This is a genomic window from Corynebacterium sp. HMSC063A05 (genome assembly GCF_001809695.1).
GTDB classification, from domain to species: Bacteria; Actinomycetota; Actinomycetes; order Mycobacteriales; family Mycobacteriaceae; genus Corynebacterium; species Corynebacterium amycolatum.
Map to the genome: position 1 here is coordinate 201294 of NZ_KV798496.1, position 15932 is coordinate 217225.

Genomic DNA, 15932 nt, shown 5'->3' on the forward strand with positions numbered 1-15932 from the left:
CTGTGGCCATGCCACAATGTGAGAGGTCCCAGGCATGATTTCCTGGTCGCACCCCGGACAGCGATAAATCTTATTGGACTGGCCAGCGCTGATGTTACGCACCGCAAAGTCCACGTCCTGCCAACCGGCAGGCCCGGATTCAGTGCGAGTGTTTTGAAAAGAACTGCCAAATGCGGGCAGGCTGCCGCGATTCTGGCCTTGGTTATTACGCCTGCCGCGTTGATTACCCCGTTGATTGCCGCGCCGCTTGTGGTTTCGCCTAGGCATGACTAAAACAACCGCAATTCGTTGGACTCCAGGCCACGCAGCGCGTCGTAATCCACGGTCACACAGCGAATACCACGGTCCTCTGCCAGAGTCTTGGCCTGTGGCTTAATCTCCTGGGCAGCAAAAATCCCCTCCACCGGTGCCAGCAGCTCATCGCGGTTCAGCATCTCCAAGTAACGGGTTAGCTGCTCAACACCATCGATGCCGCCCCGACGCTTAACCTCTACTGCGACAGTGGCTCCGTTTTCATCGCGGCCAAGCAAATCCACTGGCCCGATCGGGGTTGGGTATTCGCGCCGAATCAGGGTGTAGCCCTCGCCGAACGTTGTGAATTGATCTGCAAGCAGCTCCTGTAGATGCGCTTCTACACCATCCTTCTCCAGGCCGGGATCCTCTCCCAGCTCGTAGATGCTATCGGCTAACACCTTGCCGATAGTGATACGAAGCTGCTCGCCCTTCTTGTTCTCAACGACCCAGAGCTTTTCACCAGTGTCCTCACCCGACTCGTCGAGAATATCCTTCTCCGTCAGCGTGCACGGCGGTGTCATCCAGTTCAGGGGCTTATATGCACGGTCGTCGGCATGCACAGAGACAGACCCATCAGCTTTCACCAACAGCAAGCGCGGGGCATGAGGCAGATGGGCATTCAAGCGACCGACATAGTCGACGGTGCATTCAGCTATCACAAGGCGCATTCCCCTACCCTAACGTGACTGCCGCGCGGGAGAAAACAATACCCACTAGAGGCTTCGCAATAACCTGCCGTCGCAGCCTAGTACTGGCTTCCCCGGCCGCGGTTATAAGCCGAACGGAAACGTCGCTCAATATCTGTGGGAAACTCACGAGTCTGGCGTGACGACGGCTTCGACTCCACCCACGCCACCAGCGCGGTGTCCGAGGACGAGTCCACGGCAAACTCCCATTCGGTATTTTTCCCCGATTTAATCCTGACTACCCGAAGCCCGGGCGCGAAAAAACCCGCCTCGATGTCAGTCGGATTTCGGCGATCCACAATAGTGACATCGTGACGGGCAAATTCGGCATCACAGCCAGGACGCAGCGAACGTAGCTTGTACATCTTCAACGTCGACTCTGAATAAACCATGACTCCATGGCGCCAGTGACTGCCATCACCGGCAGGAAGACGACGAGCGATAACAGGGGTACCTTTTGCATGCAGGCTAGCAAAACGCCACAGGGCAAGCGCCCCGCCGACGATCAACATCGTACCGATAATCATGAACATGATTGACATCATGGTTACGCTTGAAAACACTATCTGCCAGCCTCGCATCCGGGTGAATAGACGACGAACCTTGGTCCAAAAGCGCATTAGAGGCTTTTTACAAACCCTACCCGATTGTTGCACTGACATGAAAAATAACTAAGAAAAACGGGGCGGGGAGCTTGCAAGATTTCTCTTGCGAGCTCCCCGCCCCGTTTAAAGAAGCAGGAAGAATACGGTCGTGCGACCGGATGTTCAGGCGAACAGACTACTTGGTGGAAGCGCGACGAGCCGCGCGGACCTCCGACTCAGCCTGTGCCTTTACTGCAGGGTCATCCGAAGTCAGGTTGGACTCGGCCTCGGAGAGGTTAACCTCGTCAGCCCAGATTGCCTTATCCGCGAGGATCGAAACCTTCGAGGTAGACACGGAAATGAACCCACCCTGTACCGAAGCGACAAGAACCTTGCCGTCTGCGGTCTTGATGGTCACCGTACCGTTGTTGACCAGCTGGCCAAGCAACGGCTGGTGTCCGGGCAGCACGCCGATCTCACCCTCGGTGGTCTGAGCAGAGACCAAAGTGGCCTTGCCCTTCCAGAGCGGTCGCTCAACAGCAACCAGTTCAGCGGTGATTTCAGCCATGAGGATGCCCCTTACTTCTTCTGCATTTCAGCGTACTTCTTCTCGACATCGTCGAGGCCACCCAGGCCGTCGAAGGCCATCTCCGGGTAGTTGTCGAAGTCGCCCTTGCAGATGCGGTCGAAGGCAACAATGGTGTCCTTCAGCGGGACGTACGAACCAGGCAGACCCGTGAACTTCTCAGCAACGAAGAAGTTCTGACCCAAGAATCGCTGGATACGACGTGCACGCTGCACGGTCACCTTGTCCTCCTCAGACAGCTCGTCCATACCGAGGATGGCGATGATGTCCTGGAGTTCCTTGTTCTTCTGCAGGATGTTAATAACCTGCTGGGCAACGCGGTAGTGCTCCTCGCCGACGATCGACGGCTCGAGGATACGAGAAGTCGAAGTCAGCGGGTTCACTGCCGGGTAAATACCCTTCGATGCAATTGAGCGGTCGAGCTCGGTGGTTGCATCGAGGTGGGCGAAGGTCGTTGCCGGAGCCGGGTCGGTGTAGTCATCGGCAGGCACGTAGACGGCCTGCAGAGAGGTAATCGAACGGCCCTTGGTGGACGTAATGCGCTCCTGCAGAACACCCATCTCGTCAGCCAGGGTCGGCTGGTAGCCCACGGCGGAAGGCATACGACCCAGCAGGGTCGAAACCTCAGAACCGGCCTGGGTGAAACGGAAGATGTTGTCAATGAAGAGCAGCACGTCCTGGTGCTGAACATCGCGGAAGTACTCTGCCATGGTCAGACCCGACAGCGCGACGCGCATACGGACTCCCGGAGGCTCGTCCATCTGGCCGAAGACGAGGGCGGTGTCCTGGAGAACGCCCATCTCTTCCATTTCCAGGAAGAGGTCGGTGCCCTCACGGGTACGCTCACCAACACCGGCGAAGACCGAAGTACCGGAGAACTCGCGTGCAATACGCGTAATCATCTCCTGGATCAGAACGGTCTTACCGACACCGGCACCGCCGAACAGACCAATCTTGCCGCCCTTAACGTACGGGGTCAGCAGGTCGATGACCTTAATACCGGTTTCGAGAATCTCGGTCTTGCCCTCGAGCTGGTCGAAGGCCGGCGGCTCACGGTGGATGCCCCACTGCTCACCATCGCGACCCAGGCCCGGCTCGTCCAGGCAGTCGCCCATTGCGTTAAAGACGTGACCCTTGACGACGTCACCAACCGGAACCGAAATCGGCTTACCGGTGTCCTTGACCTCTGCACCGCGGACCAGGCCGTCGGTCGGAGCCATAGCAATGGTACGAACCATGTTGTCACCGAGGTGCTGTGCAGTCTCGAGGACAATGGTCTTGGCGACCGAAGGAAGGGAAACTTCCACGGTCAGCGCGTTGTAAAGTGCCGGCAGTTCGTTACGCGGGAACTCCACGTCGACGACGGCACCGATGACACGCACAACACGGCCCACAGCCGTGGTGGTGTTCTGCTCACTTAGAGCTGTGCTCATATCTAGTCACTTTCTCCGCTGTCGTCGAGCGCACCGGCGCCACCGACGATTTCTGTGATTTCCTGGGTAATCTGTGCCTGACGTGCCTGGTTAGCAACACGCGAGAGGTCCTTGACCAGCTCGGTAGCGTTGTCCGTCGCAGACTTCATAGCGTTACGACGGGCAGCGGACTCAGAGGCAGCGGCCTCGAGCATTACTGCGAACAGGGTGCGGGACACGTACTGCGGCAGAAGCTCTGCCAACAGGGTGTCTGCATCAGGCTCGAATTCATAGTCCGGCTTGAGGTCATCTGATCCATCGGACAGCATGTCCTCGCCCTGAGCAATCTCGACATCCTCGTACACAGGCTCAATCGGGAGCATCTGGTGTGCACGCGGAATCTGAGAAAGCATGGACACGAATTCCGTGTAGACAACGTGGACCTGGTCAAAGCCCTGAACGGCCTCGCCGTTGGTGCCACGCAGGCCTTCGCGGTACTTGGCAGTGCCCTCGGCCGTAGCGTTGAAACCATCAATGAGGTGACGACGCACGTCGTGGGTTGCGGCGTAGTCCGGATCCTGGGAGAAGCCCTCCCACGTACCGGCGAGCTCGACACCACGGAAGTCGTAGTAGTCGGTGCCCTTACGGCCAGTCACGTAGAGAACGACCTCATGCCCTTGCTCTTCCAGAGCGGTACGCAGCTCTGCAGCTTTCTTCAGGACGTTGTGGTTGTAGCCGCCACACATGCCGCGGTCACTGGTGACAACCAGGACTGCAACACGCTGGTTACCCTCACGCTCTACGAGCATCGGGTGATCCAACGACGAAGCCGATGCGAGACGTCCGATGACCTTCTCGATTTCGTCGGCGTACGGCTGGGAGTCTGCCACGCGACGCTGCGCCTTGGTGATGCGCGAGGTTGCGATAAGCTCCTGGGCCTTGGTGATCTTCTTGGTCGAGTTCACCGACTTGATTCGGGCTCGAAGTTCACGAAGATTCGCCATGTCCTATTCCCTCCCTTCAATTGCGAAAACGGTCATTGAATAGCTCAACCTGCCTAGTTCTGGGCAGTCTTGCGGGAGACCGTAATCTGCTGCTTCTTGAGCTCGTCCTCGTCGAGTGCCTCGACCGGGGCCTCGGAAGCCAGCGGTGCGCCCTCAGAAGTCTGGAAGGACTTCTTGAAGTTAGCGGTAGCGGACTTCAGAGCCGCCTTGGACTCGTCAGAGAAGGCAACGCCGCCGTCAATCTGCTCGAAGACTGCAGGCTGAGTGTCCTGCAGGTGCTCAAGCAGCTCGGCCTCGAAGCGACGGACATCCTCAACCGGGACATCGTCGAATTCGCCCTCACCAGCGAGGTAGATGGAGGTCATCTGGTACTCGACCGGCTGCGGGTGGTTTTCCTTCTGCTTCAGCAGCTCAACCAGACGCTGACCGCGCTCCAGCTGACGCTTGGAGGCATCGTCCAGGTCGGAAGCGAACATTGCGAATGCTTCCAGGTCGCGGTAGGACGCGAGGTCCAGACGCAGGTTACCGGAAACCTTCTTCATGCCCTTGGTCTGTGCGGCACCACCAACACGGGAAACCGACACACCGACGTTAATAGCCGGGCGGACACCCTGGTTGAACAGGTCGGACTCGAGGAAGACCTGGCCGTCGGTAATGGAAATGACGTTGGTCGGAATGAAGGCCGACACGTCGTTTGCCTTGGTCTCGATGATCGGCAGTGCGGTCAGCGAGCCTGCACCCATGTCGTCGGAGAGCTTCGCAGCACGCTCCAGCAGACGGGAGTGGAGGTAGAAGACGTCACCCGGGTAAGCTTCGCGTCCCGGCGGGCGACGCAGCAGCAGCGAGATGGCACGGTAGGCCTCTGCCTGCTTAGTCAAATCATCGTAGATGACCAGGACGTGCTTGCCCTGGTACATCCAGTGCTGACCCAGTGCGGCGCCTGCGAATGGTGCAAGCCACTTGAAGCCTGCGGCATCCGACGCCGGGGCAGCAACGATGGTGGTGTACTCGAGTGCGCCCTGCTCCTCGAGGGTCTGACGCACACCAGCAATAGTGGAGCCCTTCTGACCGATAGCAACGTAGATGCATCGCACCTGCTTGCTCGGGTCACCGGACTCCCAGTTAGCCTTCTGGTTCAAAATGGTGTCCAGGCAGACCGCGGTCTTACCGGTCTTACGGTCACCAATGATCAGCTGACGCTGACCACGACCAATTGGGGTCATTGCGTCGATGGCCTTAATACCAGTAGCCATCGGCTCTTCAACCGGCTGACGCTGCAGCACGGTCGGTGCCTGCAGCTCGAGGACGCGGTCCTCTTCAGCCTCAATGTCGCCCAGGCCGTCAATCGGCTGGCCCAGGGGGTTAATTACGCGACCGAGGAACTTGTCCCCGACCGGAATCGAAAGGACGTCACCCGTCCGCTTTACCTCGTCACCCTCTTTAAGCGACTCGAAGTTACCCAGCACCACAACGCCGACCTTGTCAGTGTCGAGGTTCTGAGCGACGCCAATAACGCCGCCCGGGAACTCCAGAAGCTCATTCGTCATGACCGACGGCATTCCCGAAACCTGGGCGATACCATCAGCTGCACTGATAACAACGCCAACCTCCTCGCGGGAGGCCTCCGGGGAGTAGCTCGAGGTGTAGTTCGCAATCGCGCTACGGATCTCGTCGGAGGAGATCGTCAGCTCCGCCATGTTCTTCCTGCTCTCGGTAATATTCTTCCAGTGATTAATCGTCTAAACCATCCGTCAGCCGAGGCCGACGCGCAGCTTCTCAAGCTTTGTTGAAAGGCTACCGTCGATGACCTCGTCGCCAACCCGGATGACCAGTCCACCGAGAATCGACTTATCGATCACGGTGTGGATGGACATCGCCTTGCCGTAGACTCGGCCGAGCTTGTCCGCCAGTGCTCGCTCTTGCTCGTCAGAGACGGCCGTGGCACTGGTCACGCGAGCGACGACGTGGTTCCGCAGGCCGGCGGCTAGCCGGGACAGGGAGTCAATGTCGTCCGCGGGGCGCTTGGATGGGCGACCAACAGCCTGCAGTGCCAGGGTCTCGGTCACGGAAGTGACCTTGCCGTACAGCACAGAGGCGAGGAGCCCACGCTTGGCTTCGGGGGTTGCGGCCTTGTCGGCCAGCAGCTGTTCAAGCTGCGACTGCTCAGCCAGGATGTGTCCCAGTTGGAACAGCTCAGACTCAACAGTCTCAAGCTGTCCCTGGCCTTCGGCAGAGCGAAGGAGGGCGCGACGGCCCAGCTCTACCAAACCCTCACGCATTTCACGCGGGGTGGACCATACCTGCGCGGCAGCATCCACGACGAGGTTAAGAGTCGTCTCAGATACCTTGCCCGCGAACAGGCTCCGGACAAGGCCGGAACGCTGTTCCGCAGTCGCCGAGGTGTCGGCGACAGCGACACGCAGGCCGCGGTCGGAGTCCAGGACCTCGACGATGTCGAAAAGCTCGGAACCAGTCTGAGCAGCCTGAGTAACAGCAACATTGTCGCCACCGATAGCGGCGTCCAGTCGCTGGCTAAGGGCTGCCAGGGATTCGCGGCTTGCTGCGTGCATGTCGCCTACTTTCCGGCCGGGGCCACGGTGTCAAGGTTGGACAAGAAGTTATCAATCGTCGACGAGTTACGAACGTCGTCGGAGAGCTGCTCGCCCAGAAGGCGCTCAGCCAGATTGATGGAGTTCTGGCCCATTTCCTTGCGCAGCTCTGCGACTACCTGCTCACGCTGGGCAGCGAGCTGCTTTTCACCGGACTCGATGATTCGTGCGCTCTCGTCATTGGCCTTGGTCGTAGCGTCTGCAATGATGCGCTGGCCCTGTGCACGGGCTTCGTCGCGAATCTTTGCTGCTTCAGTACGGGCCTCTGCGAGCTGACTGTTGTACTTTTCCAGAGCGGCCTTCGCCTCGGCCTGTGCAGCCTCAGCGCGCTCAATGCCGCCCTCAATCCGGTCCTCCCGCTCGGTCAGGACCTCCTGGAACTTCGGAAGAACGAGCTTCCAGAAGAGAACCAGGATAACTACCAGCGGGACAACGGACCAGACGATGTCATAGGTCTTTGGCAGCAACGGGTCAACGGACTCTCCCATCGGGAGGTCACCCGCCGCTAGCAAAAAGGTGAAATCTGTCATGGTTTACGTGTTCTCCGCTTGAAGGTCCGGACTTAGAAAACGAAGCCTGCGACCAGGCCGATCAGGGCGAGAGCCTCAGTGAAGGCGATACCCAGGAACATGGTGGTACGCAGCTGGCCGGCCATCTCAGGCTGGCGTGCCATACCCTCAACGGTCTTGCCGGCGACGATACCGATACCGAGGCCCGGGCCCAGGGTGGACAGACCGTAACCGATGGTCTTCAGGCCAGCGTTGGTGTCGACAGCCTGGACAGCGTCCTGGGCGGAGAGGATGACGTCGTTCATTATGAACCGTTCCCTTTCTTAAAGGATGGCCCCGGATTAAAGATTGTTCTAAGTAGGCCCGGGGCTTTGTGGGTCAAGTGGGTCTTGCTATTAAATTGGCGAGGCCTTGTTGCCGAATGTGCGGCCTCATTAGTTATGGGTTAGTGCTCGTCTGCGTGCAGCGACAGTTCGATGTAGACGGCGCTCAGCAGGGCAAAGATGTATGCCTGCAGGAAAATCACCAGCATCTCGAACAGCGTGAATGCTACCGCAGCGACAAGGGTCAACCCGGACAGGGCGGTCCAACCATTCAGCTGCCAGAAGAAGAAGTTCGTGGCACCGAAAAGCAGGACTAGAACCATGTGGCCCGCCAGCATGTTGGCCATCAGACGGATGGTCAGCGTAACTGGGCGGAGAACGAAGTTGGAGAAAATCTCGATCGGCACCACGATGAGGTGGAGTACCGGTGGCAAGTTCGGAATAACAACTGCCGACTTCACAAACTTGAAGAAGCCCATCTTCTTCGAGCCTGCGTAAATGAAGGCAACGTATGCGAACAGGGCCAGAACCAGTGGCATACCGATTCGGGCGTTCGGCGAAATATTGAGGCCAGGAATAATAGCCGCAATATTCATCGAGATAACAAGGAAGAAGATGGTGGCCAGAACCGGAAGGAAACGACGCCCCTCCTTCTTACCCAGAATCTCCTCCGCGATGTGGATGCGGACGAAGTCCAGCATCAACTCCGCAACGTTCTGCAGACCAGTCGGCACGAGCTTCGGACGACGCATTGCGACGACGAAGAACACGGCGACGATCACGGCCATCAAAAGACGAACAATCATCAGACGATCCATGGCGTACCAGTCGCCACTGCCACCTAAGATGAAGTCGCCAAATTGTTCACCCGGGAAATACTCCTCCTGCAAGTTGGGTGAGTGAAACTCACCCCGCATCTCGGCAAGTGTTGTAACGCTCAGCGTTCTCTCCCGTGATTGGGCCGCTAGAACTATTGTCAAGCGGTGCGAAGGACGTCATTTAACGTGTCGCGCCGCGGATTCCATTCGCTCATCAGCACGGCGCTCACGGGGACCGTACCTGTGGAAATGATAGTTATTTCGATACAGGCCGTCTTACCCGAAACTCAGGATAACAGTTCTGACTCATTTTCCCCACCCGGTACACCCCCGTGTTTCCGACCCCGAAACCAACAAAGAGGCCGACACCCTCTGTGGGTTTCGGCCTCTATTTGTGGCATCTTCTGCACAAACTCGGCAATCTGCTTATTACCTGCGGTTTTAGAAGCGCATTACAGCCTCTCAGCAGGTCAACAAGTTATTAACGAGCTATTCGTCCTTCATTGGTTGCACATAAGTGAGGTTAGATTGCGACATTCCCCACACTTCTGCGCCAAGCGTCACCATCAGCGTAAGTACAACAGTGACGAAGAAAGTCATGTTGTCATAAAACTCAAGATTTCTAATAACGACCAAGACGCCAATTAGCACCACAATCTTCAACAGCCAGCCCCCCAGCACAACAGCGAGCGTGACAGACGGGGAAGTTCGAGCAGTAAAGAGGATGCCTAGAACGGTAAGCAATACGAAGGTTCCGCTAATGCCCGCGCCAAGGAGTACGCCCCACACGCCGGGCATACCGTTTTTTCCACCCCAGACCAGCAGCGAAAGCACGGTAATCACAGCGAGCGCAATTGCGCCCGAGCGAGCAGCAGCCAGCAGCGGTCGCCGCGAATCGTCGTATTTAGACTCGGGCTCCGGAGTTGTTTTTTCAGTCACGGTCGAAGATTGTACCTTCTGCGTCCACGTCGACGTCCCATAACCTGCCGGCCCCCACTTCCCCGTCTTGGACGCGCTCCGCTTGAACGGTCGTCGGCAAGCGCATTGCGACGGCGGAGGGTGAAGATAACCGCAACAATGAGCAGGAACCCAAAGGTGAGAGCAACGAATTCGAAGGGGAAAACGGTGGTGGCAACGGCGGCGTACGCGACGACCGACACCCATAGGTAGAGCACCAATACCACGCGGCGGTGACTGTGTCCCATCGACAGTAGTCGGTGGTGAATATGCATTTTGTCCGGCGAGAAGGGTGACTTGCCCTGGCTAACGCGGCGAACAACAGCCAGCAGCAAGTCGAGCATTGGCACACTAATTGCGGCGATGACGACCACAATCGGTGAGATCAGGGCGATGACGTCGGCAGTGCCGTACATGGAGGGCGCGATGCGTCCCGACGCCGACACCGATGCCGCTGCGAGAAGCAGGCCAATCATCATGGCGCCGGAATCACCCATAAAAATGCGTGCCGGCTCGAAGTTGTGCGGCAAGAAGCCCAGGCAAGCGCCAAGGAGACACGCGGAAATCATCGCGGGTGGATAGGCAGAGACGGTGCCGCCTTGGTCGTGGAGCATGACCATCGAATAGACAAGGATTGCCGCCGCGGCAATCATACCGAGTCCCGCCGCGAGACCATCGATGCCGTCTACAAAGTTGAAGGCGTTAATCAGCGCCACAGTAAAGAGAACAGTCAAGACTGTGGACATGATTGGGTCGAGAATAAGCGTGGCACCACCACTAAATGGGATATAGAGCAAATACCAGTTGACACCCATAAATGACATCAAAAGTGCCGCCGCAACCTGCCCTATAAGTTTAGTGATGGCATCTAGGTCAAAGAGATCATCCCAAATACCGACAATCAGCAATAGCGACGCAGCCGCCACAACTGCCCTCATATCTGGAGTCATGGGCGGAAAACCACGGGTGAGAGCCGGCATCACCGAGGCAAGGGCGATAGCTGCGACCACCCCGGAGTACATCGCCACGCCTCCGAGCCTGGGCTTCGGAATATCGTGGACATCGCGCGTGCGGGGCGCATCCAACCAGCCCGAGCGAACCAGCACATAACGCACTACTCCAGTGAGCAAATAACTGACAGCAGCGGAAACTAAAACGAGCATGGCGAGCTCTCGGATGGGCACACCTGCCCCACCCGACTGGGCTGCCAATAAGCTCATGTCCGCCACTAGGTACTACTCACCCACACAATCGCTGCAGATACTAAACAGGAAAGACTTTAGGTAGCCAAGATTACTGCCCCAGCAGTCGCTCGGGTGTCGTACTCAAAACCTCGGCAACCGCCGCAGCCGACACAGCGCCTTCGCGCAGAATTCTCGGCACCGGAGTCGAGATATCGACAATCGTCGATGGGGTGCCAATCGTGGCTTCGCCGCCGTCGACGTAGACAGCCGCTTCCCCACCGAGCATCTGCTTGGCACGCACGGCATTGGTGGCCGGTGCCTGGCCGGAGATGTTCGCGCTGGATACCGCCATCGGACCGGTTCGGCGCAGAATCTCGATGGCGATTGGGTGCAGCGGCATGCGCAGCATGACCGTACCCGCGGTATCACCAAGGTTCCACGGCAAGCTCGGCGCCTGGTTCACAACCAGCGAAAGGCCACCCGGCCAGAAAGCCTCCACCAGCGTGCGAGCAGCTGGTGAGTATTCGCGGACGAGTCCCTCAATCGTGCTCCAGGAACCCACCAGCACCGGCACCGGCATATCTGGGCCGCGGTGTTTAGCACGCAGCAAGGAGGCAACGGCCTGGTTATCAAAGGCATCGCAGCCAAGGCCGTAGACGGTATCGGTAGGCATTACGACCAGCCGTCCTGCCTTCACAGCATCTACTGCTGCTGCAATTGCGCGTTCGCGGTTTTCATCTGTGCTGCAGTCCATAATCCTGCTCATCAGATTTTTGCTCCTGCTTCAAAGTTTGCTTTTAAGATCAATTCTTGCGTCCCACCGTAAAACGATCACGGCCTGCAAAGTCACGGCGGACCTCTACATCAGCGTAATCCCAGGTTTCCTTCAGCAGTGAACTGACGTCACTGCCCGAAGAGTCATCGTGCTCAATGCCGATGACTCCACCCGGCCGCACCAGCGCATCCACTAGGTTAATCATAGGTCGAATGACATCTAGCCCATCGTCGCCGCCAAAGACCGCAGAGTGCGGATCAGCTCTCACCTCGGGGTCAACCTCCGTGTCTTCGGGCACATATGGAGGGTTGGACACAACAATGTCGGTCTCGCCTACCCAATCTGCGAGCTCACCGCCATCATCAATCAGCTGAACATCCGTGACATCGCCAGAAACTAGGTGCACACGCCCATTGCCATACGTCTCGATGTTCTTCGCAGCCCACGCCCGTGCCCGCTCAGAGAGCTCTACAGCCACCACGTCCGCTTCGGGTACGGCGTCGGCAATCGCCAACGCCAGCGCCCCAGATCCGGTACACAGGTCAACGATTTTCGGCTTGACGACGCCACTTGCGACCAGTTCACGGGCTCGATCGATTGCCCACTGCGCAAGCAGTTCCGTCTCTGGCCGGGGCACAAAAACACCGGGCCCAACCTGTAGTTCCAGGCTCATCATCGGCGCTGTACCGATGATGTGCTGCAGTGGCTCACGAGCCACTCTGCGGGCCAGCATCTCTGCCAAATGCTTGCGACCGGCCTCATCGGTGTACGGTTCGTCTCCACGGAAGATAATGTCTGCCGGTCCCGCATTGACTGCGGCTGCAAATAGCGCCCGTGCGTCGGCATCCGGAGAAGCCAGCGCCGCGTCGTTAAGCGTGCGACGCGCATAGCGAAACAGCTCGCCGAGAGTACGGACGGAATCCGGTAACGTCGGCGAGCTATTTTCTGCGGGCGTGGGACTACTCGGCTTCAAGACGCTCAGCGCGCTCCGCGTCGTGGAGGGCCTTGAGCAGGTCATCCATGTCGCCGCCCAGCACCGAGTCCAGGTTATGAGCCTTGTAACCGATGCGATGATCGGACACGCGGTTCTCCGGGAAGTTATAAGTGCGGATGCGCTCGGAGCGATCCATGTTGCGCACCTGAGACTTACGCTGGTCAGAGGCGGCCTCGGCGATCTCCTCCTCCTTCATCTGCTGCAGTCGAGCAGCAAGGACCTGCATAGCGCGGGCCTTGTTCTGAATCTGAGAGCGTTCCTTCTGACAGGTAACAACCAAACCAGTCGGCAGGTGCGTCAGACGAACCGCGGAGTCCGTGGTGTTAACACCCTGACCGCCCTTACCGGAGGAGCGGTAGACGTCGACACGCAGATCCTTCTCATCAATCTGGATGTCTTCGACCTCGTCGGGCTCCGGGTAAACCAGAACACCAGCGGCGGACGTCTGAATACGGCCCTGCGATTCGGTGACCGGAACGCGCTGCACGCGGTGGACGCCACCTTCAAACTTGAACACGCTCCACGCACCGTCGCGGGACGGAGTCTTAGCTCGGATGGACATAGTCATGTCCTTCACACCGCCGAGATCAGACTCGGACAGGCCGAGGATCTCGGTGGTAAAGCCGTGCTTTTCGGCATAGCGCTGGTACATGCGAGCGAGCTCACCTGCGAAGAGCGCTGCCTCCTCACCGCCGGCACCGGACTTGAGCTCCATCACGATGTCATCGCTGTCGTGCGGATCGCGCGGAGCCAGCAGGTCAGCGAGCTTCTCCTCGAGCTCCTCTGCCTCGGCAGCGAGACGCTCAGCCTCAGCTGCAAACTCGGAGTCCTCGTAAGCCATCTCGCGCGCTGCCTCCAGGTCATCCTGGACTTCAGTCAACTTCTTGTGAGTCTGAATGACCGGCTGCAACTCATTGAAGCGCTTGCCGACCTTACGGGCAGCCTTCGGGTCGTTGTGCAGTTCGGGGTCAGCCAGCTGAGCCTCGAGCCCGTGATACTCGGAGAGGATGTCGTCAACTGCGGAAGCCTGATTAGCCATTGAATATTCCTTCAGATTGTGATGGGTGAAATGCTGGTTGGTGCTGTGGTTTCGGACGGGGTGGCGCTGTCGCACCGCTGGCACTGTGGCACCGCCCCTTGTGGCTAACCCCAGCTAAAGCATGTCGTCCACATCAACGTCGGCGGCCATTGGTGCAGAAGAAGCCACCTGCATCAGGAATTCCTTGTTATTTCGGGTCTTCTTCAGCTGCTTAATCAGCAGGTCGATAGCAGCCTGCGACTCCAGCGCGGAGAGGATGCGACGCAGCTTGTGCATAATGCGTGCCTCCTCGGTGCTGAGCAGCAGCTCATCCTTACGAGTACCCGACGGGTTGACATCCACTGCCGGGAACACGCGGCGCTCGGAGATTTTACGGTCGAGCTTCAGCTCAGCGTTACCGGTGCCCTTGAACTCCTCAAAGATAACGGTGTCACCTGCGGAACCGGTCTCTACCATCGCGGTGGCGATGATGGTGAGGCTGCCACCTTCTTCGATGTTTCGAGCAGCACCCAAGAAGCGCTTCGGTGGGTACAGAGCGTTGGAGTCCACACCACCGGAGAGGATTCGTCCCGATGCCGGCGAAGAGTTGTTGTACGCACGTCCAAGGCGGGTAATGGAGTCCAGCAGTACGACGACGTCCTGCCCCTGTTCCACCAGACGCTTTGCGCGCTCGATAGCCAACTCGGCCACTGCTGTGTGATCTGACGGCGGGCGATCGAAGGTGGAGGCAATGACCTCGCCACGGACACTACGCTGCATGTCGGTGACTTCCTCCGGGCGCTCGTCGACAAGCACGACCATCATGTAGCACTCGGGATTGTTAGTCGCGATAGCGTTCGCGATGTTCTGCAGGATCGTGGTCTTACCGGCCTTCGGCGGCGAAACGATGAGCGCACGCTGCCCCTTACCAATCGGCATAATCAGGTCGATGACGCGAGTGGTGAGAATCTTCTGCTCGGTCTCCAGACGCAGGCGACGGTTCGGGTACAGCGGGGTGAGCTTAGCGAAGTTCGGGCGCTGCTTTGCCTGCTCCAGATCGAGGCCGTTTATGGTTTCGACCTTGACCAGTGGGTTGTACTTGCGACGATTACGGCCGTTGCCATGAGTGACCTGGCCTGAGCCATTCTCGCGCGGCATGCGGACCTGCCCCGTGACGGCATCGCCCTTGCGCAGGCCGTACTTACGAACCATTTGCGCGGAGACCAGCACATCGTTAGAGCCCGGCAGGTAGCCGGACGTGCGCACGAATGCGGTCTTGTTATCTAGCACATCGACGATGCCAGCCACCGGCTGGAGAACGTCATCCTCACGGATCTCGTCCTGACCACCGTGTCCCCCACCGTTGTTATCGCGTCCGCGACGGTCGCGGCGATTGCGACGGTTGCGGCGGTTACGGTTGCCACGACCTTCATCGTCATGGTTGTTGCGATCGTTATTTCGATTGTTGTTGCGGCCACGACGGTTGTTGCGGTTGCCACGACCGTCATCGTCGTTGTCTCGATCGTGGTTGTTGCGATCGTTGCGGTCGTTGCGATCACCGCGTTCATTACGATCATTACGATCATTGCGGTTGTCCTTACGATCACCGCGATCACCGCGATCATTACGATTGTCGTTACGCTCACCGCGGTCGTTGCCGTTATCGGAATCGTCGCGGCTATCGTTACTGCGATCGTCCTGATTCTCCTGGTCGCGCTGACGAGCACGGTTACGACGATTTCGACGCTGCTGAGAGCGGGACATCTCCTCGCGACCATCCGCGTTGGCGTCGTCACGCTTGTCGTTGCCCTTGTCGCTCTTGTCGGCGCTCTTGCTGGAATCCCTGTCCGCGCTTTCCGACGGCGATTCCTTGGCATCCTTCACCTTGGAACCGGTATCCGCAGCCCCAGCCGCAGCCTTCTTCGCGCGGGATTTCCGAGCAGGCGCGGAACCAGCAGCCGGGGCACCATTCTTGATGGCCTCAATCAGCTCATGCTTGCGCATGGCGGAGATGCCGCGAATGCCCTTGCTGGAAGCGATTTCACGCAGTTCTGCCATTCGGAGGGCCGCAAGATTCTCTGGGCCGCCTGCCGTGGCAGTGGTGTCCGTATCGGTCACGGATGTCCTTTCATCGACCTTCCCTGCAGTCACTCTCTACAGGGGCTATGTCATTGACACT

Annotated in this window: 16 protein-coding genes; all 16 read right to left on the reverse strand. The window is 58.5% G+C overall.

Annotated elements, in window-relative coordinates:
• Window positions 1-269 precede the first annotated feature (269 nt).
• The 16 genes from nucS to rho all read right to left on the reverse strand — a co-directional run bounded on the left by nucS (window position 270) and on the right by rho (window position 15871).
• Window positions 270-962, reverse strand: coding sequence for an endonuclease NucS (nucS, locus tag HMPREF2651_RS02635; protein WP_049181163.1), 693 nt, complete (start codon window positions 960-962; stop codon window positions 270-272).
• Window positions 963-1039: 77 nt separating this feature from the next.
• Window positions 1040-1525 carry a DUF2550 domain-containing protein gene (locus tag HMPREF2651_RS02640; RefSeq protein WP_246817325.1) on the reverse strand — a complete coding sequence of 162 codons (486 nt, stop codon included), beginning with the start codon at window positions 1523-1525 and terminating at the stop codon, window positions 1040-1042.
• 235 nt (window positions 1526-1760) lie between these two features.
• Entirely contained in the window at window positions 1761-2132 is a 372-nt protein-coding gene (locus HMPREF2651_RS02645) for a F0F1 ATP synthase subunit epsilon (protein WP_038628479.1), read from the reverse strand.
• A gap of 11 nt (window positions 2133-2143) precedes the next feature.
• The gene (gene atpD, locus HMPREF2651_RS02650) at window positions 2144-3583 is read right to left on the reverse strand and encodes a F0F1 ATP synthase subunit beta (protein WP_038628477.1); all 1440 of its coding nucleotides are present in this window, start codon (window positions 3581-3583) and stop codon (window positions 2144-2146) included.
• A 2-nt stretch (window positions 3584-3585) separates the two neighbouring features.
• Complete coding sequence (locus HMPREF2651_RS02655) at window positions 3586-4566, reverse strand: F0F1 ATP synthase subunit gamma (RefSeq protein ID WP_038628474.1); 981 nt, start codon at window positions 4564-4566, stop codon at window positions 3586-3588.
• A gap of 53 nt (window positions 4567-4619) precedes the next feature.
• Window positions 4620-6263, reverse strand: a complete 1644-nt coding sequence (atpA, locus tag HMPREF2651_RS02660; RefSeq protein ID WP_038628471.1) for a F0F1 ATP synthase subunit alpha — start codon at window positions 6261-6263, stop codon at window positions 4620-4622.
• A 54-nt stretch (window positions 6264-6317) separates the two neighbouring features.
• Window positions 6318-7136 carry a F0F1 ATP synthase subunit delta gene (locus HMPREF2651_RS02665; protein WP_049180803.1) on the reverse strand — a complete coding sequence of 273 codons (819 nt, stop codon included), beginning with the start codon at window positions 7134-7136 and terminating at the stop codon, window positions 6318-6320.
• A 5-nt stretch (window positions 7137-7141) separates the two neighbouring features.
• Window positions 7142-7705 (reverse strand): F0F1 ATP synthase subunit B, encoded by a 564-nt coding sequence (locus HMPREF2651_RS02670; RefSeq protein WP_038628467.1) that lies wholly within the window; start codon window positions 7703-7705, stop codon window positions 7142-7144.
• A gap of 32 nt (window positions 7706-7737) precedes the next feature.
• Entirely contained in the window at window positions 7738-7989 is a 252-nt protein-coding gene (locus tag HMPREF2651_RS02675) for an ATP synthase F0 subunit C (protein WP_016422456.1), read from the reverse strand.
• Between the two features lie 140 nt (window positions 7990-8129).
• A complete protein-coding gene (gene atpB, locus HMPREF2651_RS02680) occupies window positions 8130-8924 on the reverse strand; it encodes a F0F1 ATP synthase subunit A (protein ID WP_016422455.1) in 795 nt (264 codons plus the stop codon).
• A gap of 390 nt (window positions 8925-9314) precedes the next feature.
• Window positions 9315-9764 (reverse strand): Cg1360 family ATP-synthase-associated protein, encoded by a 450-nt coding sequence (locus tag HMPREF2651_RS02685; protein ID WP_038628464.1) that lies wholly within the window; start codon window positions 9762-9764, stop codon window positions 9315-9317.
• Window positions 9761-11002: an MraY family glycosyltransferase gene (locus HMPREF2651_RS02690; protein WP_038629508.1), complete on the reverse strand. Its 1242-nt coding sequence runs from the start codon at window positions 11000-11002 to the stop codon at window positions 9761-9763. The genes HMPREF2651_RS02685 and HMPREF2651_RS02690 overlap by 4 nt, the downstream gene beginning before the upstream one ends.
• Window positions 11003-11075: 73 nt before the next feature.
• Window positions 11076-11732, reverse strand: a complete 657-nt coding sequence (locus HMPREF2651_RS02695) for an L-threonylcarbamoyladenylate synthase (RefSeq protein WP_038628463.1) — start codon at window positions 11730-11732, stop codon at window positions 11076-11078.
• 37 nt (window positions 11733-11769) lie between these two features.
• Window positions 11770-12714 carry a peptide chain release factor N(5)-glutamine methyltransferase gene (gene prmC / locus HMPREF2651_RS02700; RefSeq protein WP_038628461.1) on the reverse strand — a complete coding sequence of 315 codons (945 nt, stop codon included), beginning with the start codon at window positions 12712-12714 and terminating at the stop codon, window positions 11770-11772.
• The gene (gene prfA, locus HMPREF2651_RS02705; RefSeq protein ID WP_049180804.1) at window positions 12701-13774 is read right to left on the reverse strand and encodes a peptide chain release factor 1; all 1074 of its coding nucleotides are present in this window, start codon (window positions 13772-13774) and stop codon (window positions 12701-12703) included. The genes prmC and prfA overlap by 14 nt, the downstream gene beginning before the upstream one ends.
• Window positions 13775-13888: 114 nt before the next feature.
• On the reverse strand, window positions 13889-15871 hold the full coding sequence (rho, locus tag HMPREF2651_RS02710) for a transcription termination factor Rho (protein ID WP_049180805.1): 1983 nt from the start codon (window positions 15869-15871) through the stop codon (window positions 13889-13891).
• Between the last annotated feature and the right edge of the window lie 61 nt (window positions 15872-15932).

Excerpts from the sequence above, each read along its gene's own strand:
- nucS (WP_049181163.1), bottom strand. The coding sequence starts at position 962 with ATGCGCCTTGTGATAGCTGAATGCACCGTCGACTATGTCGGTCGCTTG.
- HMPREF2651_RS02640 (WP_246817325.1), bottom strand. The coding sequence starts at position 1,525 with ATGATGTCAATCATGTTCATGATTATCGGTACGATGTTGATCGTCGGC.
- HMPREF2651_RS02645 (WP_038628479.1), bottom strand. The coding sequence starts at position 2,132 with ATGGCTGAAATCACCGCTGAACTGGTTGCTGTTGAGCGACCGCTCTGG.
- atpD (WP_038628477.1), bottom strand. The coding sequence starts at position 3,583 with ATGAGCACAGCTCTAAGTGAGCAGAACACCACCACGGCTGTGGGCCGT.
- HMPREF2651_RS02655 (WP_038628474.1), bottom strand. The coding sequence starts at position 4,566 with ATGGCGAATCTTCGTGAACTTCGAGCCCGAATCAAGTCGGTGAACTCG.
- atpA (WP_038628471.1), bottom strand. The coding sequence starts at position 6,263 with ATGGCGGAGCTGACGATCTCCTCCGACGAGATCCGTAGCGCGATTGCG.
- HMPREF2651_RS02665 (WP_049180803.1), bottom strand. The coding sequence starts at position 7,136 with ATGCACGCAGCAAGCCGCGAATCCCTGGCAGCCCTTAGCCAGCGACTG.
- HMPREF2651_RS02670 (WP_038628467.1), bottom strand. The coding sequence starts at position 7,705 with ATGACAGATTTCACCTTTTTGCTAGCGGCGGGTGACCTCCCGATGGGA.
- HMPREF2651_RS02675 (WP_016422456.1), bottom strand. The coding sequence starts at position 7,989 with ATGAACGACGTCATCCTCTCCGCCCAGGACGCTGTCCAGGCTGTCGAC.
- atpB (WP_016422455.1), bottom strand. The coding sequence starts at position 8,924 with ATGCGGGGTGAGTTTCACTCACCCAACTTGCAGGAGGAGTATTTCCCG.
- HMPREF2651_RS02690 (WP_038629508.1), bottom strand. The coding sequence starts at position 11,002 with ATGAGCTTATTGGCAGCCCAGTCGGGTGGGGCAGGTGTGCCCATCCGA.
- HMPREF2651_RS02695 (WP_038628463.1), bottom strand. The coding sequence starts at position 11,732 with ATGAGCAGGATTATGGACTGCAGCACAGATGAAAACCGCGAACGCGCA.
- prfA (WP_049180804.1), bottom strand. The coding sequence starts at position 13,774 with ATGGCTAATCAGGCTTCCGCAGTTGACGACATCCTCTCCGAGTATCAC.